This window comes from Branchiibius sp. NY16-3462-2 (assembly GCF_001594145.1).
GTDB lineage: Bacteria > Actinomycetota > Actinomycetes > Actinomycetales > Dermatophilaceae > Branchiibius.
Genome location: NZ_LVCF01000038.1, coordinates 105,554 through 124,659 on the forward strand (window position 1 = coordinate 105,554; position 19,106 = coordinate 124,659).

Annotated in this window: 15 protein-coding genes; 4 read left to right on the forward strand and 11 right to left on the reverse strand. The window is 65.0% G+C overall.

Features of this window, described 5'->3' with window-relative positions; all coding sequences use genetic code 11:
* Positions 1-70: 70 nt before the first annotated feature.
* The 4 genes from AZH51_RS12305 to glnA form a co-directional block, all read right to left on the reverse strand.
* A complete protein-coding gene (locus tag AZH51_RS12305; protein ID WP_291524704.1) occupies positions 71-1,222 on the reverse strand; it encodes a restriction endonuclease subunit S in 1,152 nt (383 codons plus the stop codon).
* Complete coding sequence (locus tag AZH51_RS12310; RefSeq protein WP_291524706.1) at positions 1,219-2,688, reverse strand: class I SAM-dependent DNA methyltransferase; 1,470 nt, start codon at positions 2,686-2,688, stop codon at positions 1,219-1,221. The genes AZH51_RS12305 and AZH51_RS12310 overlap by 4 nt, the downstream gene beginning before the upstream one ends.
* Positions 2,689-2,958: 270 nt before the next feature.
* A complete protein-coding gene (locus AZH51_RS12315) occupies positions 2,959-5,871 on the reverse strand; it encodes a hypothetical protein (RefSeq protein WP_291524708.1) in 2,913 nt (970 codons plus the stop codon).
* A 1,016-nt stretch (positions 5,872-6,887) separates the two neighbouring features.
* Positions 6,888-8,312, reverse strand: coding sequence for a type I glutamate--ammonia ligase (glnA, locus tag AZH51_RS12320; RefSeq protein WP_291524710.1), 1,425 nt, complete (start codon positions 8,310-8,312; stop codon positions 6,888-6,890).
* Positions 8,313-8,534: 222 nt separating this feature from the next.
* Here glnA and AZH51_RS12325 point away from each other — a divergent pair, with 222 nt between their 5' ends.
* Both AZH51_RS12325 and AZH51_RS12330 read left to right on the forward strand, forming a co-directional pair.
* Complete coding sequence (locus AZH51_RS12325; protein ID WP_291524712.1) at positions 8,535-8,996, forward strand: RDD family protein; 462 nt, start codon at positions 8,535-8,537, stop codon at positions 8,994-8,996.
* 24 nt (positions 8,997-9,020) lie between these two features.
* On the forward strand, positions 9,021-9,494 hold the full coding sequence (locus tag AZH51_RS12330) for a DUF6790 family protein (protein WP_291524714.1): 474 nt from the start codon (positions 9,021-9,023) through the stop codon (positions 9,492-9,494).
* A gap of 12 nt (positions 9,495-9,506) precedes the next feature.
* Here AZH51_RS12330 and AZH51_RS12335 read toward each other — a convergent pair whose 3' ends face one another.
* The 4 genes from AZH51_RS12335 to lipB form a co-directional block, all read right to left on the reverse strand.
* On the reverse strand, positions 9,507-11,579 hold the full coding sequence (locus AZH51_RS12335) for a glucose PTS transporter subunit IIA (RefSeq protein WP_291524716.1): 2,073 nt from the start codon (positions 11,577-11,579) through the stop codon (positions 9,507-9,509).
* A gap of 135 nt (positions 11,580-11,714) precedes the next feature.
* Positions 11,715-12,494: a DUF4191 domain-containing protein gene (locus AZH51_RS12340; protein ID WP_291524718.1), complete on the reverse strand. Its 780-nt coding sequence runs from the start codon at positions 12,492-12,494 to the stop codon at positions 11,715-11,717.
* Positions 12,495-12,499: 5 nt separating this feature from the next.
* A complete protein-coding gene (gene lipA / locus AZH51_RS12345) occupies positions 12,500-13,519 on the reverse strand; it encodes a lipoyl synthase (protein WP_291524720.1) in 1,020 nt (339 codons plus the stop codon).
* Positions 13,520-13,562: 43 nt separating this feature from the next.
* Positions 13,563-14,186 carry a lipoyl(octanoyl) transferase LipB gene (gene lipB, locus AZH51_RS12350; protein ID WP_291524722.1) on the reverse strand — a complete coding sequence of 208 codons (624 nt, stop codon included), beginning with the start codon at positions 14,184-14,186 and terminating at the stop codon, positions 13,563-13,565.
* A 37-nt stretch (positions 14,187-14,223) separates the two neighbouring features.
* Here lipB and AZH51_RS12355 point away from each other — a divergent pair, with 37 nt between their 5' ends.
* Entirely contained in the window at positions 14,224-14,901 is a 678-nt protein-coding gene (locus AZH51_RS12355) for a hypothetical protein (RefSeq protein WP_291524724.1), read from the forward strand.
* 59 nt (positions 14,902-14,960) lie between these two features.
* Complete coding sequence (locus AZH51_RS12360) at positions 14,961-16,559, forward strand: serine/threonine-protein kinase (RefSeq protein WP_291524726.1); 1,599 nt, start codon at positions 14,961-14,963, stop codon at positions 16,557-16,559.
* Between the two features lie 3 nt (positions 16,560-16,562).
* On the opposite strand, the gene AZH51_RS12365 is transcribed toward AZH51_RS12360, so the two are convergent.
* Genes AZH51_RS12365 through AZH51_RS12375 form a run of 3 tightly spaced genes read right to left on the reverse strand, consistent with a single transcriptional unit; the run spans position 16,563 to position 19,089 of the window.
* Positions 16,563-17,375: an ABC transporter permease gene (locus tag AZH51_RS12365; RefSeq protein WP_291524728.1), complete on the reverse strand. Its 813-nt coding sequence runs from the start codon at positions 17,373-17,375 to the stop codon at positions 16,563-16,565.
* Positions 17,375-18,175, reverse strand: a complete 801-nt coding sequence (locus tag AZH51_RS12370) for an ABC transporter permease (RefSeq protein ID WP_291524730.1) — start codon at positions 18,173-18,175, stop codon at positions 17,375-17,377. Before AZH51_RS12370 ends, AZH51_RS12365 begins: the two co-directional genes overlap by 1 nt.
* Entirely contained in the window at positions 18,175-19,089 is a 915-nt protein-coding gene (locus AZH51_RS12375) for an ABC transporter ATP-binding protein (RefSeq protein ID WP_291525003.1), read from the reverse strand. Before AZH51_RS12375 ends, AZH51_RS12370 begins: the two co-directional genes overlap by 1 nt.
* Positions 19,090-19,106 lie beyond the last annotated feature (17 nt).

Here is a 19,106-nt window from a genome sequence, read left to right on the forward strand (position 1 = left end):
CGTCCACGGCGTCAGGCTATCCAAGAGTCGTCTGGCGGGAAACGAGTTCCTGCGGCTGGCCAAAGGCACATCAGAGGTTCCCCCGGAATGCGCCGGCTTGTAGGGACGCGAACAGCTCGTCGTCAGCAGCCGCTGCGCGTTGTGCTGCCGTTCGGCTGGCCCTGACCTTGTTGGCTCTCCGCGCGAACTCGCGTTGTCTGCTTGGGTCGGCGCGCGGGATTGGGATGGATTCCAAAATGGTTGAGTCCAGCTTCTTCGTTCCGTGTGCCGCCGTCGAGACCCGAGCCAGTATCCATTCGGATCGTGCGCGGATTGCTGCGGCCAAGAAGTCGACGTCAACCTCCACAAGAGGCAACAGCGCCTTGAGATCCTGATTGATCGTTGCCGGCACTCGAAGTGTGGTGACCGGGACTGTGTGGGCGAGGATCATCCCTCGGACCCCGATGGCAACTGTTCCGGGTGGTAACAGCTTGAGTGGCGTTTGCTGCGTTACCTGCCGCGCAAGGTGGTCCGTCGAATCCCACAAGTCTGGCGCCTTGAGGTCTTTGGAGCTGAACCAGGGAAGGTCGCCCTCCCAGTATTCTTTGCGTGCCTTCGACGGAGTCGCGCCGCTATAGAACGAGACAACGGCTCCAAGCGATGTCTGTTCGGCATCGGCTCCGAACATGTCGCGGAAGATTGCTTGGGGGAGGGCGCCGAGGTGGGCCAGGACGTGGCGGCGTTTGGCGCGGAGGGTGTCGACCTGGTCGAGAATCGCTGCGATCCGCCGCTGCTCGGCGAGCGGTGGCAGTGGGATCTGGAGAGACCGTAAGAACTCGGCCGGTACTCGTCGTTGACCGGCGCTTCCGGTCATCCTCAGCTCACCAAGATCGCGAATATGGGACTGCCGCAGGAAGTGGAGCAAGTACCGATCGTCGAGTTCTGAGCCCGGCCTGAGAACGTGGAACTCGGTGGAGCCAACGCCAATGGCGTGATCCAGGGCGGCTTGGCCGATCTTGCCATTTTCCCAACAGGGCGTGATTTTCGCGGCGAGAACATCGCCGTTGCGGAAGACGGTATAGCCCTTCGAGACGTCGCCGTAGTAGCGCGTATCCAGTGTGACGGCAGTGGCCGTCGTCGCGTTCAGCTCAGCCATCCCGACGAAGGAAACAGGCACGTTCGCGGCGATCGAGCTTGGCCGGGGATTGATCTCCGCCACTTTCGAGAGCGCTGCTGTCTTCACGAGAGCATTGCCTTGAGTTCGGTCAAGCCTTTGACAATCTCGTCTTCAAGGGTTTCGATGTCGGCGATGATGTCCAGGGGCGCGCGGTGCTCGACCTCGTCGTACTCAATCTCCTTGTACCGGTTGAGCGAGAGGTCATATCCCTGAGCGACGATCTCAGCCTTGGGCACGAAGAATGACTGCTCGGTGCGGGCCCGATCTGCCTCAGCCCCAAGGTTTTTCCAGCGGGCGCGAACGTCCGGCAGGTCGTTCGCTTCGACCGGGTTGCGTTTGTCATCGAGCGAGAAGCCGTCGGCGCGCACGTCGTAGAACCACACGTTCTCGGTTCCGCCGGAGTTGGTCTTGGTGAAGAAGAGAATGGCGGTCGACACCCCGGCGTAGGGGCGGAACACACCGGACGGCAGCTTCACCACGGCCTGAAGCCGTTGCTCCTCAACGAGAGTTTTGCGCAGACTCTTGTGCGCCGTACTCGATCCGAACAACACACCATCCGGGACGATCACGGCCGCCCGGCCAGCTGGCTTGAGCACCCGTAGGAAGAGCGCAAGGAAGAGCAGCTCGGTCTTCTTCGTTTTCACTACTCGCTGTAGGTCTTTGGCGGTCGACGCGTAGTCCAGCGATCCGGCGAACGGCGGGTTGGCCAGGATCAGCGTGAACTCGTCGGCGACGTCGCTGGCGTCCTGCGACAGCGAGTCTCGGTACTGGATGTCGGGGGACTCGATCCCGTGCATCAACATGTTCATCGACCCGATCCGCAGCATCGTGGAGTCGAAGTCGTACCCGTGAAACATGCTGCGGTGAAAGTGGTTTCGCTGCCTTGCGTCGAGCAGAGCGTCCGGGTGGGTTTCCCGGATGTACTCGCTGGCGGCAACCAGGAAGCCGGCGGTCCCGCAGGCTGGGTCACAGATTTCGTCCGAGGGCTTCGGCGCGGTCATCGCCACCATCAGGTTGATGATGTGCCGCGGCGTACGGAACTGGCCGTTCACGCCGGCGGAAGCGAGCTTGGACAGCAGGTACTCGTAGAGGTCGCCGTTGGTGTCGCGGTCGGCCATCGGGATGTCGTCGAGCATGTCGACAACCCGGGACAGCAGCATCGGGGTGGGGATGGTGAACCGCGCGTCCTTCATGTGCTCGCTGTAGGTCGAGCCGTCACCACCGACCCGGGTGCCCAGGTCTCGCAGGAACGGGAAGACGTCATCGGCGATCGTCGAGTACATGACCTCGGGGGAGTCGTTCTTGAACTGACTCCACCGCAGGTGCTCCTGGCCGGGCAGGAAGACGGGGTCTTGGATCGGTCCGCCGGTGGCGCGGGCCTTCTTCTCCGCAAGGGTCTGCAGATCGTCCAACCGGCGGATGAACAGCAAGTAGGTGATCTGCTCGATGACCTGCAGCGGGTTGCTGATGCCGCCGGACCAGAACGCATCCCAGACGCGGTCGATCTTGGACTTGAGCTCACCGGTGATCACAGAGGCACTCTAGTGACGGACGGGTGGCTGAGGCCGCTCCCAGGCAAGAAGCGCCACGGTTGACGCGGAAAGGTAGGTGCGAAGTAGTCGGCGGTGACGGTTGAACCGAGCGTCGCTTAGAAGGCCACGCCGGAGCCCTGGGGGCCGATACTGCCGGGAAGCTGCGGTGGCTGCGGGATGTGCTGGGTTGGCCCGATGAACCGGGTGTAGCGATCGCTGTCACAGGGATGTTCAAGATGGGATGGTGTCTCATCAGACAGGTGGTTGACCTCATCGGTCTGCCTTAGCTGCTGCTCGGACGCTGAAGCATGGATCCTCTTGTAGAACGGTGAGGATCGCGGTGCGAGCGTCACGGCGCCTCGCGGCCTCTGGCGCGCCGGTCTGCGATACGACCAACGTGCCCGCCTTCTCGCTGGCTTGGCTCTTGATGAGATGCACTGCCAGAGCTCTACGGACGCGGACGTCCGCGTCGGCGGCGAGCCGGTAACCGACGGGGTCCGGCTGGGTTGTCTCGGCCCACAGGATGGCACTCAATGATCGCAATGCCCAGTTCTGGCCACTAAGGAATCCGACGTCGGGAGCCATGGTGTCGCCCAGGCGCTGTAAGGCTCGGGTTACCCAGACCTCGGAGGCTGCTTCGTCTCCTATCAATCCAAGCGCAGCGTTCCGTACGCGTTCCTGGTCCTTGCGGGTTCTGGCCAAGGTCGCTGCGAGATGGGCAGCCTCACCGCGGGTGTCCCACCGTCGGTTCATTCGCACTGCACCTAAGGGGTGCTGGAAAGGCACATCGATCGCGTCCGCGACAGACTCAGGTGGCGCAATTGCTAGCGTCAGTGCTCGCTCAAAGAACTCGGTCCGGCGTGCTTTCCCGGTTGGTGGGCGCAGGTTTGAGGCAGCGATCAGGTAGCTGGCGCGGTCTGTCGCCGAGACGCAAGGGTCTGCGGCCCGATCCAGGAGCTGCTGCAACGAGGCTTCTTGACGGCGCACCGGTAGCGTTCGTACCAGGACCGAGTCAGGAATAGAGCTAGAGCCAGCACCGATTTCGAACACACCAGACGTGTGGACGAGGGGCTCCTCGAGCCGAGCGCGTGCTTTCTCGACCTTGGCGGTGGACACCTCCTCGGGATTTTCCGAGTCAAGCACCTCCTGAGCCCAGGCCCGGCCTGCTTCCGCCAGCTCTTCGAGGTGGGGCCGAGCCTGCACAATGCGGTCCGTGACAGCCTCGTAGGTGGTGGTATTTCGGGAAACGTCGGACCTATCTAGTAGGTCGACCAAGTGCTTCAGGCCACGCTCGGCGAGTGTGGCGTGGGTGGCGAGGACGCCGGCGACGATCTTTGCCTCATCCTCGTCGTGATAGCGATACTGATTTGGTTCGACTGGGGACTGAGCCTCGAAGTAGGTCAGTACCTCATCCGCCTGTTCGTTGCTGAGACGTTCCGAGATACCAGCAAGGGCAGCGATCGCACCAAGGTAGCGCGAGCCGCGGAAGCCTGATAGGTCGATCAGAGTGTTCTTTCTGGCGCTCCTAAGCTCGGACAGCGCGTGGTCGCCGACGGCGGGGACCATGTCGTCGGGGATGAGGTCGGCCTGCGCGGTGATGAGCCGGTAGGCGGCACCTACGATCCACCATGGTTTGGCGTCGAGGTGCGGTGTTACGTCGAGGAACGGAGTTGCCTGGTCTGCTCCGAGTCGCTCAAGAGCCTTGGTCTCGCCTGCGAGTACTAGGTGGTTCGCAGCCATCAGGAGTTCTCCGGATGTTACGAGGACGTCGGCGAGGAGCCGTCGCGCTCGCCGTTCTCCTTCCCAGTCGCTCAAAGTGGCAGTGTCCCGAAGGGCACGTTGTGCGGAGATGGCGGCTGATCGAAGTTGGTCGTCAGCCAGTCGGCCGTAGGCGTACTCGAGCGCATCCTCGTCCCGTGTTAGCACAGTCGGGTCGGGCCCGTGTGCCGACAGCGCTGTCTGTACGGGAAGCAGATCATCAGCGGTGAAGGGTTGCCATCGTATTCGGAAAGCGCGACGGCTAAGGGTCCATCTCGAGGCGTCAGTCCAGCGTTCTGCCAGGCACGCGTCGCCTGCTGCTTCATCCCACGAGGCATCTGCCTCGGCGAACTTCTGGTTGAGTGCAAGATGGCGTGCGTATCGCGCTTTGACCAGGCCGCCGAGATCGTAGCCAAGTCTAATAGCGCGGGCATCGCCGAGGATTGGTGCCCATTTGCCGGAGCCCTCGGCGGCGAGGATCCGTAGGCGCACCCGCAGCTTGGTGTTCTCGTCCGTGGTGGGGACAGCTGCTGCGATATTGCGTAAGCGGGTGGCGTTCTTCTTAAGCCACTCGTAGTCACCACCTGCCAATGCGGTCTCGGCTGCAAGGGCTCCTAGGCGAGCGCGGTCAAGGACGTCTCCCACAAGCAAGTCGGCGAGGTTGGGAACGGATGCAAGGGGGTTGACGTACAGATTGATTGCGCGCTCGGCGACTGCCTTGTGGTCGCGCACCGACTTGTTATGGACTTGTTTGGCAACGCTGCTGATTTCGCGGCTCGCTGTGCTCGCTGCGGTCGTGTGTCCATGATCGAGGGCGATCCATAGTTTGTTGAGCCACCTTCTGGCGGCTTCGGTGCCTCGCCCAGCAGTAACTAGGAGCGTAGCGCGGAGAACCTCGTGCTGTGCTGCGTGGCCAGCGAACCCGGCGTCGGTTAGTCCCTCTTGTGCTTCTTCGACCAACTTTAAAGCGGCCGCAGGATCGGATACCGACTGTGCTTGTGCTCGGGCAATCTTCTCTCCAGCACCAGTGGTCACCTCAGGAGTGCGGGCGATAGCCTCACGTACGACAACCACGTCGCGTCTGGGCACGGTACGGGACCCGATGGTGAACTGGGAACAGAAGATCTCGGCAATGTCTTTCCCGAAGTACTCGATGACGATATGGGGGGCACCCTTGAGCTTGTATGAAAGCTCACGCATGTCCCACAGTTCGAGCTGAATTGGTTGGAGTTCCTTCTCCAGCTCTCTAAATCGGTCGAGAGCCTGGGTGCTTCGAATCTCGCGGGCGACTCCAATGATGAAGCGAGATACATTGAAAGGACGCTCGGTCTTGCGAAACGCATCGACGGCGGCGCTGATCTTTACGGGTCCAAACTGCTTTACGCGTTTGCTCTGCAATGCTACACCCGAACCGTCTGCTGCCACGGCGATAAGATCGAGCCCCCTTTGGGCCTGGCCTGGCTCGCCGTAAAACTGAGCGTGCCGTAGGCCCTCGACATCCCGAAGAACCCGCCACTGCAGGCTCTCGAAATCGGCCCAGGTCAAGGCATTGAATGGAAGCACTTCCATTTGGCCGCCGTGATGCGCTACTGCGGGAATAGTGCTTGCACCACGTTCGAGGTTCGAATCGACTCCCACCGGCCGCCAGGCCGAGATGCCTCTTGCCACAACAAACTCCTACTCTGCCTCCGGTGCTGGAGGTTCTCTATTCGATTGGTCCATCGTCATTCGATTGGTCCATCGTCGCGCTTGCCGTGCGCGTGGCAGTTGGGCGGGGCGGTAGTGGTCGGTGACGATGCGCCGACACGCTCACCGAGGGTAGTCCCAGCGGAACTTGGTTTGCAGCGCGTCTGAGCGGCGGGGGAACCACATCTGTCTCGTTGCGGTGGCCAGGCGCTGGCCGCCGGCAACTGGTAACGGCCGAACACGGAGCGACGGCCTAGCCACACCGCGTCGCGGTCTTGCGGAGTGGACGGACGGCCGACATGGGCGTGGGAAGATCCGCGCTCCACGGCGCAACATCATGAACTGCTTCGGCTCAAAGCCGAGAAGTAGGGATTGCTGCGGAAGCTCCCTCGGTGGAGTCCAGGAACAGTCTTGTAGTCCTGCGCGCCATTGCCCTGCTTTACCGGCCGACGCGTTTGCAGCCTGGCGACACAAAAAGAAACGGCGACTGACGCTGGAAGACGTCCAAAGGACGTCTCGCAGGCCAGTCGCCGGTTCCGGCAACTACTGACAGGGGATCGAGACCCTCAGTGAGGCAGTCGTAATTACCGACGACTGCTTTGCGGGGCCCGGCTTCGGCCGCCGGTTCGGCTAGCGCCTCACCGACAACCTCCGCCTCACTCCTCAGCAGTCGTACCTTTGACGACGCTGACTTCGTGCTCGCGCTTCGGCGCCGACTCCGCTTCGCTCCGTCGACACCTTCGCGCTCACCCTCGTCAGCAGTCGTAGTACATCTCGAATTCGTGCGGGTGCGGACGGAACCGGATCGGGTCGACCTCGGTGGTGCGCTTCAGGTCGATCCACGTGTCGATCAGGTCGGGGGTGAACACATCGCCCTCGGTGAGGAACTCGTGGTCGGCCTCCAACGCGTCCAGGACCGCGGGCAGCGAACCGGGGACCTGCGCGATGTTCGCGTGCTCCTCCGGCGGCAACTCGTACAGGTCCTTGTCCACCGGCTCCGGCGGCTCAATGCGGTTCTTGATGCCATCAATACCGGCCATCAGCTGCGCCGCGAAGCACAGGTAGGGGTTCGCCGACGGGTCGGGGATGCGGAACTCGATGCGCTTGGCCTTGGGGGAGGTACCCGCGATCGGGATACGCACACACGCTGAGCGGTTACGCGCCGAGTAGACCAGGTTGACCGGAGCCTCGTAGCCCGGGACCAGGCGGTGGTAGGAGTTCACCGTCGGGTTGGTGAAGGCCAGCAACGACGGCGCGTGCTTGAGCAGACCGCCGATGTACCAGCGCGCCAGGTCCGAAAGACCGCCATAGCCCTTCTCGTCGTAGAACAGCGGCTCGCCGTCCTTCCACAACGACTGGTGGGTGTGCATCCCCGAACCGTTGTCGCCGAAGATCGGCTTCGGCATGAAGGTCACGGTCTTACCAGCGGCCCAGGCGACGTTCTTGATGACGTACTTGAACTTCTGGATGTCGTCACCGGAGTGCTGCAGCGTCGTGAACTTGTAGTTGATCTCCTGCTGACCGGCGGTACCCACCTCGTGGTGCGCGCGCTCGACCTCCAGGCCGACCTGGCCCAGGACCGCGACCATCTCATCGCGCAGGTCCACCATCTGGTCGGACGGGGGCACCGGGAAGTAACCACCCTTGTACCGGGTCTTGTAACCGCGGTTACCGCCCTCCTCTGCGCGACCGGTGTTCCAGGCGCCCTCGACGGAGTCGATGTAGTAGTACGCGGAACGCTGGTTGGTCTCGAAGCGCACATCATCGAAGATGTAGAACTCCGCCTCGGGGGCGAAGAACGCGGTGTCGGCGATGCCGGTCGAGCCCAGGTACGCCTCCGCCTTCGCGGCCACGTTGCGCGGGTCGCGGCTGTAGGCCTCGTCGGTGAACGGGTCGACGACCGAGAAGTTCATCACGAGCGTCTTGCGCTCGCGGAACGGGTCGATGAACGCCGTCGCGGGGTCCGGGAGAAGCTTCATGTCCGACTCGTTGATGGCCTGGAAGCCGCGCACCGACGATCCGTCGAACATGTTGCCGACCGTGAAAGCGTCCTCGGTGAACGCCTCGGCCGGCACGTTGAAGTGCTGCATCTGACCAGGCAGGTCACAGAAGCGGATGTCGACGAACTCGACATCTTCGTCCTTCAGGTACTTCAGGACCTCATCGCCTGATTTGAACATGGAACCTCCATTGGCTGGATGTGGCACGAACGAGTCCATCCGCACCTTGCCCCGACCCTACGTGGGGGCGATTTCTCGTCAATCACTCGCACGTTTCACCCGTGTTACGTCCCGCTGGGCGAGCGGTGAACCTGGCGAATGGGCAGGTCACAGGCACCTTCGGTGGCGTACGGCGAGTGGAACGTCCGCGCCTATCCTGCCCCCACGACGTACGCTCATGTGGTGGTCGACCGCAAAGATCTCGGATCGTGGCTGGGTGGCACGGTTCCCGACGCCGAGCGCCCCGACTGGCCCGGGCAGCGCCTCGGTCTGCCGCGCGAAGGCGCGGGCTCCATGGCGCCGCTCGGTCGCCGGATCGGTGCCCTCTTCATCGACTGGGTGGTGTGCTCCCTGATCGCCGCCGCGTTCCTGGGCTACCGCTGGGGTGGGCACTCCGGCTCGTTCAGTCCACTCCTGGTGTTCGTGCTCGAGAACGTCGTGCTGGTGAGCCTGTTGGGTACGACGATCGGGCACCGCCTGCTCGGACTGCACGTGCAGCGGATGGACGGCTCCGTGCCCGGTCCGGCCGGTGGCACCATCCGCAGCCTGCTGCTGGCGCTGGTGATCCCGGCAGTCATCTGGGACAGCGACGGTCGCGGTATGCACGACAAAGCGGCTGGCACGATCATCGTCCGAAGCCGCTGACGCTCTGGCCGAGGAGCCGCACTGATGGGTCACTTCATCGTGGTCATCGCCCAGACCATCGTGCTGCCACTGGTGAGCGGGACCATCCAGTTAGCAACCGCCGGCGGGGACGCGGTCCTTGTCTACGGGAAGTGGTGGGTCTTCTGGGGCGTCGGCACCCGGCTGTTGCTGGCCGGCCTGGCGCAGGTGTCCGGGAAGGGCCCGACCGCCGACATCCTGGGTTCCGACCAGGCCAGCGTCCAGGAGATGCAACTGACGCGCGAACTCGGCACCGCCAACATCGGGATGGGGGTCGCGGGCTGTCTGGCCCTGCACTCCGACTGGGCGGTGCCGGCCGGGCTCGCCGGTGGGGTGTTCCTGTTGCTGGCCGGTCTGATGCACCTGCCGAAGAAGGGCAAGAACGCCCAGGAGCAGGTGGCGACGTGGACCGACCTCATCGTCGGCGCAGCGGTTCTCGTGCTGGCCGTTTACGTGCTGGTGCAACACCTCAGCAGTTGACGCGGTAGGTGCCTACGCGGGGACGGGATCCTTCTCCTGGACGGCGATCACCGGCGTACCCACCCGGATCCGGCCGGTGACCAAGGGATCGATCGGACCGAACTTCTTGGCGTTCGTCACGATCACCGGGGTGATCATGTCGTAACCCGCCTTTTCGATCACGGACCGGTCGAAGGTGACCAGCGGCGTACCTTCCTGCACGACGTCGCCGCGGGCCACATGCACGTCGAACCCTTCACCGCCGAGGTTCACGGTGTCCAGTCCGACGTGGATGAGGATCTCCACCCCGCTGTCCAGTTTGATACCGACGGCGTGGCCGGTGTCCTGGGCCATCACCACCTTGCCGGCGCCGGGGGAGTAGACCGTGTCGCCGCTGGGAATGATGCCGACACCGGGCCCCATGGTCCCGGATGCGAAGACGGGATCAGGCACCGATGACAGCGGTACGACATCGCCGTCCAGCGGGGAGGCGATCTCGGTGACCAGGGAGGTCGGCGAAGTGTCCGCCAGCGAGCTGGCGGCGGCCGCTGGGGTGGCGGAGGAGGTCTCGGCCGCTTCCGGGTCCTGCGAGGTGCTCGCCGCCGTCGAGGCTGCGGCAGCCGCGTCGGCCTGCGTGTCCACCGCACCCTCGGCAGCAACCGCCGGCTCCGGCGTCTTGTAGCCCGAGACGATGACCAGGAACATCGCGGTGAAGAACGCCGCGAGGACGGCGATCGCGTAGAGAATGGTCGGGCTGAACACCGGGATGGTCAGCAGCGAGGTGAACGCGAACGCACTGGTCTTCACGCCGCCGCCGATACCAATGATCACACCGCCGACCAGACACCCGACGAGCATTCGTGGATAGATCCGTTTGAACCGCAGATGGATTCCGTAGAGCGAGGGTTCGGAGATACCACCTAGCAGGCCGGCTGCCAGCGCACCGGTCGCCGTCTGCTTCATGTCCTTGTCACCCTCCCTCCAGGACAGGAACAGCACACCAGCGGTCGCGCCGAAGCAGGCGAAGTTCCACGCACCCATGGGGCCCTGGATGAAGTCGTACCCGAGGGTGCTGATGTTCGCGAGCATGATCGCGTTGATGGGCCAGTGCAGACCCAGCGGCACCATGAAGGGGTAGGCCAGCGGGATCACGATCGCAAAGATCAGTGGCGAGAAGTCGTTGATGCTCTTGAGCAGACTGCCCAGGCCGGCGCCGGCGAAGATGCCGATCGGACCGATCAGGAATGCCGTCAGCGGGATCATGATCAGCATCGACAGGAACGGCAGGAAGATCAGCTGGACGTTCTCGGGGATGATCTTTCTCAGGCCCTTCCAGAGCGCACCGAGCACGACGGCCATCAACAGCGGTGGGAACACCTGCGAGCCGTAGTCACGGATGAGCAGCGGGATGCCGAAGATGTGCGCGACGGGGATACCCGAGGTCCCGAAAAGGTCAGTCGTAGTCCCGCCGTTGGCTTTGTCGCCCAGCGCCTGGAAGGCCGGCAACATCAACACGGCCATGATGGCGAAACCCACCCACGGGTCGGCACCCACCTTCTTGGATGCGTTGTAGGCGACCATCAACGGCAGGAAGGTGAAGACGCACTGCCACATGAGATTGACGAACTGCCAGCTCGCGGGCAGCGTGACGTTCGGATCGTTCCAGGCCGGGATGACCTTCAACGATGCCATGAGCGCCATGAAGGTGATGAACAGCGAGGCACCCAGCAGGGCACCGATGAGGGGCCGGAACGAGTCGGACAGGAACTCGAAGAACGAGTCGAGCCAGTCGAACTTGCCCCGGGGCCCCTTGGCTCGTTCGGCCGCCTTGATGTCGGCGTCGCTCAACTGCGAGCTCGACGACATCGAGGGCAGCTTGTTGATCTCGTCATAGACGGTCTGGACCGCACCGCCGATCACGACCTGGTAGCGATCACCGCTTTGCGGTACGACGCCCATCACCTCGGGCACGGCCTCAACTTCCGCCGCGTCGACCTTGGAGGCGTCGCGCAACTGGAATCTCAGCCGCGTCGCACAGTGGGTGAAACTCTCGATATTCTCCGGGCCACCAATCCCGTCCACGATCTGCTGCGCTGAATTCGTCACGGGAGCCCCCAATTGGCCACCAACCGATGACGGACGCCGCCGCCGCGGGCACGTCGCACGAGCGCGTTGTGCGCTTGTAATTATCCTCCGGTACCACCCGCGGGGCGAGGGGGCAGCCGGGTGTTTTGGTGCTTCTTACCGGCCGCGGGCAGCGCGCCGATCGACCCGTGGAGCGTTACGCGGATCCATCCCCTTGGGAATTGGCGGTTTGGCGGCGCCGAGCGCGCGCAGTCGCTTGTTGACCGCGGCCACTTCGGCATCGGTCAGCTTCTTGTCCATCTTGTTCAGGCGCTTGGTCAACTCGGCAACCGGCACGGTGTCGGTGCCCTGCCCGACGCGCAGCAGGTGCACCGGGACCTCCGGTCCGGCAACCCGCACGACGCGCTTCTTCTCCGACTCCAGCAGTTTGCGGGTCGAGGTCGCCGGACCCTCTCCGACCAGCACCACACCGGGACGGCCGACGGCCCGGAAGACCATCGCAGCAGAGGCCAGGTCGTTGACGGAACGAGCCCGGTTCGCTTCTGCCGCAACAGGTTCCTTATCGAAGTACCAGCCGCGTTTGAGCGCGGACAATGCGGCGGCCGACGCGCCGGGCTGACCCTCGAGCTGGCCGTACGCGGCCTTCTCCGCCATCCGGCCGAAGACGATCATGGCCAGCAGGATGCCGATCAGCAGGCCGAAGAAGCCGAAGATGAACGGGTGGTGCAACAGCAGACCGATGATGAGCAGGATGCCGAATCCGAGCACGAACGCCAGCGCCATCCACCACGGAATGGACGGGTTCTGGGCCCGTGCCATGGTGAACAGCTGCTTCATCTGGGCGATGCGGCCCGGTTCTCCGGACGTGTTCTTCTTGCGCGAGAAACGCGACTTCTTCTCGGCGCCCGAGGCGGCCTGTGACGACGGTGACGGCATGGGGTTCAGGATACGCGGCTGCGGGACACCACGGACGCCGCTTCCTGGCGCGCGGGGGACTGTGCCGCCGCGGCCAGGTGCGCCAACTGCGGGGGCAGCTCGCGGCCCGAGGCCCGCATCGCCTGGGCGTACAGACGACCAGCACGGTACGACGAGCGCACCAGTGGCCCGCTCATCACACCTTTGAAGCCGAGATCGTTCGCGACCTCCATCCAGTGCACGAACTCCTCGGGTTTGACCCACCGGTCGACCGGGTGGTGTCGCAGGGAGGGCCGCAGGTACTGCGTGATCGTGATCAGGTCGGTGCCGGCGTTGTGCAGATCCTGCAGCGCCTGCTCGATCTCGTGGTCCTCCTCGCCCATGCCCAGGATCAGGTTGGACTTGGTGACCAGTCCGGCGTCGCGGCCCATCGTGATGACGGCCAGCGAACGTTCGTAGCGGAACGCCGGCCGGATCCGCTTGAAGATCCGCGGCACCGTCTCGACGTTGTGCGCGAACACCTCCGGCGCGGCGTCGATGACGGCGCCGACCTGTTCCGGGATCGCGTTGAAGTCCGGGATGAGGATCTCGACACCGGTGCCGGGGTTCAGTGCGTGCACCTGCCGGATCGTCTCGGCATAGAGCCAGGCGCCGCCGTCCTCGAGGTCATCGCGGGCGACACCGGTGATGGTGGCGTAGCGCAGGCCCATCTGCTGCACGGACTCGGCCACGCGGCGTGGCTCGTCGCGGTCCAGGTCGGCCGGTCTGCCGGTGTCGATCTGGCAGAAGTCGCAGCGGCGGGTGCACTGCTCACCACCGATCAAGAAGGTGGCTTCGCGGTCTTCCCAGCACTCGAAGATGTTGGGACAGCCGGCCTCCTGGCAGACCGTGTGCAGACCCTCGCGTTTCACCAGGGAGTGCAGCGAGGTGTACTCCGGGCCCATTTTCGCGGTGGTCCGGATCCACTCCGGTTTGCGTTCGATCGGGCTCTGCGCGTTGCGGGCCTCAACCCGTAGCAGCTTGCGTCCTTCGGGGGCGATGGTCACCCCGCAACTGTACGCCGCTGCGGGATCACCCCAGCCCGCCCGATCAGGAGGCGAGGGTCTCGCTGAGGTGCTTCTCGACGTACGGGAGGATCTCCTCGACGCTCACATCACGCCCCAGCTCCTGGCTGATCGAGGTGACCCCGGCATCGGCGATCCCGCACGGCACAATGACCTGGGACCACGACAGGTCGCAGTCGCAGTTGAGCGCGAATCCGTGCATCGTGACGCCCCGGGAGACCCGGATGCCGATCTGACCCAGCTTGCGTGCCGGTTTGCCGTTGTCGGCGGGCAGCCAGACGCCGCTGCGCCCCTCAACCCGCTCGACGTCCAGGCCTACGTCGCGGCAACTGCTGATCAGCACTTCTTCGACCTTCCGGACGTAGCCGACCACGTCCAGCGGTTCGGCGAGGCGCACGATGGGGTAGCCGACCAGTTGGCCCGGGCCGTGCCAGGTGATCTTGCCGCCCCGATCGACATCGACGACCGGAGTGCCGTCGAACGGACGCTCGTGGGCCTCGGTGCGTTTGCCCGCGGTATAGACCGCTTCGTGCTCCAGCAGAAGGACGGTGTCCTCCCGTGTCCCGTCGGCTACCTGCTCATGGATCTCGCGTTGCGTGGCCCACCCCTGCTCGTAGGGGACCAACCCAGGGAGGTACTCGAAGTGCATCGCGCCAGCGTACGCCGCGATTCTGGTTGTATGAGGTGTGACCTTCGACCGGGCGCTCGTCAGCCGCATCTTCTGGGTGCTGGTGGGTATTGCGCTGATCGGCCTCGGTTCGGCGACGTTGCGCGTCGCCCAGGTCGGCGTCGACCCGTACACCGCGGCCAACATCGGGATCAGTCACAAGCTCGGCCTTGACCTGGGCACCTACCAGCTGATCAGCAACGTGGTGCTGTTCATCCCGATGCTCATCTGGGGTCGCAAGTACATCGGCATCGGATCGATCCTGAACATGGTCCTGACCGGTTTCTTCGTGCAATGGTTCACGGCCCTGCTGGACCCGGTCGTACCCGACCACCCGGCGCCCTGGCTGGTCACCATCATGTTCGCCGTCGGCATCGCCGTGTTCTGCCTGGGCGCCGCTCTCTACATGCAGGCCGGCCTGGGCACCTCGCCGTACGACGCGCTGGCCCCGATGATCGTCGACCACTCGTCGGCGCCCTACCGCGCGATCCGCGGGTCCCAGGATGTGTTGTTCCTGGTGATCGCCGTGATCTTCCACGGCCAGATCGGACCGGGCACCGTCGTGACGGCGTTCTTCACCGGGCCGCTGATCCAGTACTTCACCCGAACCGTGACCGAGCCGCTGATGCGCAAGGCACAGGCCGCCGACGCGGCGCACGCCGCCAACCACCCGGTGACGGCCCGCAACCACTTCTGATCGACGAGCCCTGTGGATAACTTCTGCGGGAACCCCACGGGCACCGGCACTGTGGGCAGGTGACTCCTGACGCACCCGAGATCCCCGGTTATGAGGTCGTCCGCCAGATCGGGTCGGGCGGCAGTTCGACCGTGTGGGCGGTGCGCCGGCCCGACGGGATACGCCTGGCGGTCAAAGTGCTGCGTGATGACCGACGGGCGCCCGAATCCCAGTGGTCGGCGGCAGTCACCCACGCGCATCTGCTGCCCGTTCTGGACACCGTGATCGGCCGCTGGAACGACCGCGACGTGACCTGTCTAGTGATGCCTCTTGCCGAGGGTGGCTCGCTGCAGGACGTCCTGGCTGCCCGGGGTCATCTGACGGTCGGAGAGATCGTGACCGTTCTGGTGCCGCTCGCGCAGGCGCTGCACCACCTGCACACCCTGGGCATCGTGCACGGTGACCTCAAACCGGCCAACGTGCTGCTCACTGCCGACGGGCGGCCGCTGTTGGCCGATCTCGGTGTGGCCCGCCTGCCGGTCGACCAGAGCGACCGTGAGGTCTGGGCGACCGATCGCTGGTCGGCGCCGGAGGTGTTGCACGGTCAACCCGCCGATGCCGCCAGTGACGCCTACGGGCTGGGGGCGATCGCGTGGGCCTGCGCGGCGGGAGAGCCGCCACCGCCGGCCGCGCTACGACCGCTGCTGCACGACGAGGCCAGCCACCTGCCGCCTGCGGTCTGCGACGTGATCACCGCCTGCCTGTCCCACACGGCGAGCGCCCGCCCCTCGCCGGCGCAGTTCGCCGAACTCATCTGGTCGTCTGCTCAAGCCGAACCGTCTCCGGTGGCCCTGTCGCCGGGGGCTCGCACCGCGACGACCCTCCGCGAGCCGGGTGACGAACTGACCCGGCGGTTACGGTCCCGGGCGAAGGCGGCGGCCGACGAGCCCACCGCGGCTCCGCGCCGGCGGATCGCCCGCGGCCGTAACTCGGCGATCCGCGCCCACTGGGAAGTTGCCGCCCGAGACTTCCGGAACACTGCGGATTTCCGAGCAAGGGGACGGCGGCCCAGGCACGCGGTAGCCGGATCCAGTCCGTGGCGCCGGTGGGTCGTGCCGTTCGTGGGCCTGGTCGTGGTCGCCATCTCGGCCGGGTGGTGGCTGAGCAGGCCGCAGTCGCAGGTGACCGCTACCGACGGTCCGCCATCGGCCGGCGTGGCCCCGACCCCGTCGGCGGACTCCGCACCCCCTCGTCACGCCGCAACCGCCGCGTCCGCAGTGTCATCTCGCAGTCCTGTTGCCTCGGGTGAGGGGGACCCGGCGGCGGCGCTGCAACCGTTGTTGACCGCGCGCGCGGCGGCCTGGAACAACGGTGACGTAGGCGCCCTCACGAACGCCTTCGCGGCGAATTCGACTGCCTGGCAGAGCGATAGCGGTGCGATCAAGACGGTAGTGGGCCGCTCGGCGCACTACCGCGGACTGGACTTCCGCGTGCGGGGCGTGCAGCTCATGTCGCAGTCCGCGGACCGGGCCACGGTGCGTGCGCAGATCCTGCGGACGGCCGCGACCCTGACCGTCGGAGCAGACCGGCAGGCGGTGCCCGAGCAGGTCAGTACCGTCGACCTCGACCTGGTGCGTACGCCGGTGGGCTGGCGGATCGTCAATTGGCGCGGCGCGTGAGCCTCAGGTGAGCAACAGGGTCGCCAGGCGGCGGCGGACGATCGCCGTACCCAGAAGTCCCAACGCGATCAGGTAGACCACGGAGATCCCGGAGGCCCACGTGACGTGCCCGGTGGTGAGTTCGCGGCAGAGCACCACGCCCCGGTAGAGGGGCGTGCACTGCACGATCCATTGCAGCCAGGTCGGGAACGCGGTCAGCGGGAAGAAGGTCGCCGAGAACAGGAACATGGGCAGCGTTGCGAGAGTGATGTATTCGAAGTCCTGCCACGATCGCATCCAGGTGGTCAGCCCCATCGCGATGGCTGCGAAGGCGAAGCCGATCAGGAGCGCAGCGGGTAGCGCGAGGATGGCCAGCCACGAGTCGATCAGACCCATGAGGGCCATGACCACCAGGAACGCTGCTGAGTAGATACCGCCGCGGATCAACGCCCAGCTGATCTCGCCGCGCGCGATGTCCGATGGCGTCCGTGGAGTGGCCAGGATCTGGTCGTACAGCTTGGCGTAGCGCAGCCGGAAGAACACGTTGAACGTGGCGTCGAAGAGAGCCCCGTTCATCGCCGACGCGGCCAGCATGCCCGGGGCGACGAAGGCGGCGTACCGGATCAGGTGCCCGTCGACCTCGAATCCGGGGATCAGTTTGCCGACCCCGATGCCGATGGAGAACAAGTACAACACCGGCTCGAGGAAGCCGCTGACGAAGACCAGCCAACTGCGCCGGTAGACCAGCAGGTTGCGGTAGACGATGGTGCCGGTTGCTTCGAGCGCAGAGAGTTTGCGCCCGGTGACCCGGGCCGTGGTTGGGGCGATCACGGACATCAGCGCACCAACCGTCGGCGCAGGAACCGGACCGAGAGCACCGTGAAGACCAGTGCGACGGCCAGGAGGTAGAGCAGATGCCACCAGGCGCTGGAGTTCCACGTGCCCAGCGTTGCCATCCGGGTCAGTTCGACGCCCTGCCACAACGGAGAGATCTTGGCCAGATGCTCGAGCACGTCCGGCAGGTTCTGGATCGGGAAGAACGCGCCGGAGAACAGCACCAGCGGCATCACGACGAGTCGGAAGATGAGGGAGAAGCCGCTCTCGTTCTTCAGCAGGCAGGACACCGCGTACATCGGCGCGACGAACGCCCAGCCGATCAGCAACTGGACGGCGAACGCCGCGAAGCCGCCCGCCACGGTGGTGATCACGCCGAACGGGGCCATCACCAGCACGAAGACGGCCGAACTGATCGCGATCCGCAGCATGATGAAACCGAAGTGGGCCGCGACGATCTCGCCGATACCGACGGGGGAGGCGAGCATCGAGAAGTAGGTCTTATCCCACTTGATCGCGCCCATGACCGGGTAGGTCGCATCGCCGATCGCCAACTGCATGGACTGGGCCGCCAACAGGCCGGGCACCACGAAGTTGAGGTAGCTGGTTGCCCCGTCCAGGGTGGCCGGGTCGCTCTTGATGAAGCCGCCGAGGAACACCCCCATCGCCGCGACGTAGAGCAGCGGGTTGAGGAACGCGGTGACGATGCTGCCGCGCCAGGTGCGGCGCAAGACGGTCAGCCAGTAGTCGGTTAGTCGGGTGGTCAGCGCCCAGTGCGAGGGGGCGGCGGGTACGGCGCTCATCAATCCACCAGACTTCGGCCGGTCAGCCGCAGGAAGACGTCTTCCAGCGAGGCCCGACGCACCAGCGCGGCGGTGGGATGCAGACCGCGCTCGCCGACCGCCGCCAGGACCTTCTCGCCGCTGTCGGTGTAGAGCAACAGCCGGTCCGGGAGCACCTCGATCCGGTCGGCCAGTCCGTCGACCTGCTCGGCGTACGCCGCGTGGTCGACAACCCCGAACCGCACCTCGGCGACCTCCCGGCTGGCGTACTGCGCGATCAGGGTCGCGGGCGTGCCTTCGGCAGCGATGCGGCCCTGGTCCATGACGACCAGGCGGTCGCACAACTGCTCGGCCTCGTCCATGTAGTGCGTGGTGATGACCAGGGTGACGCCCTGCTGTTTCAATCGAAAAAGCTTGTCCCACAGGACATGTCGGGCTTGCGGATCCAGGCCGGTGGTCGGCTCGTCCAGGAGCAGCAACTCCGGATCGTTCACCAGGGAGCGCGCGATGGTCAGCCGCCGTTTCATCCCACCGGACAGGTCATCGACCTTGGCGTCGGCCTTCTCGGTCAACTGCGCGAAGTCCAGGAGTTCGTCGGCTTTCGCGCGCACCTGTTTGCGGCCGATCCCGAAGTAGCGGCCGTAGACGATGAGGTTCTCGCGGACGGTCAGTTCGTTGTCGAGGGTGTCGTCCTGCGGGCAGACCCCGAGGCGCGCGCGGATCTGCGAACCGTCCGAGGCGGGATCCATGCCCAGGATGCGCAACTCGCCGCTGGTGACGGGGGAGACCGCAGCGATCATTCGCATCGTGGAGGATTTGCCGGCACCGTTGGGTCCCAAGAATCCGAAGGACTCGCCGCGGGCGACGTCCACGTCGATGCCACGAACCGCTTCGAAGTCGCCGAACGACTTGTGCAGGTTGCGGGCCCGGATCATCACCTCGGGCGGAACGG

Bases quoted from the DNA above. Each gene is read 5' to 3' on its own strand.
- AZH51_RS12365 (WP_291524728.1), bottom strand. From the start codon at position 17,375: ATGTCCGTGATCGCCCCAACCACGGCCCGGGTCACCGGGCGCAAACTC.
- lipB (WP_291524722.1), bottom strand. From the start codon at position 14,186: ATGCACTTCGAGTACCTCCCTGGGTTGGTCCCCTACGAGCAGGGGTGG.
- AZH51_RS12370 (WP_291524730.1), bottom strand. From the start codon at position 18,175: ATGAGCGCCGTACCCGCCGCCCCCTCGCACTGGGCGCTGACCACCCGA.
- AZH51_RS12340 (WP_291524718.1), bottom strand. From the start codon at position 12,494: ATGCCGTCACCGTCGTCACAGGCCGCCTCGGGCGCCGAGAAGAAGTCG.
- AZH51_RS12375 (WP_291525003.1), bottom strand. From the start codon at position 19,089: ATGATCCGGGCCCGCAACCTGCACAAGTCGTTCGGCGACTTCGAAGCG.
- glnA (WP_291524710.1), bottom strand. From the start codon at position 8,312: ATGTTCAAATCAGGCGATGAGGTCCTGAAGTACCTGAAGGACGAAGAT.
- AZH51_RS12330 (WP_291524714.1), top strand. From the start codon at position 9,021: ATGGGTCACTTCATCGTGGTCATCGCCCAGACCATCGTGCTGCCACTG.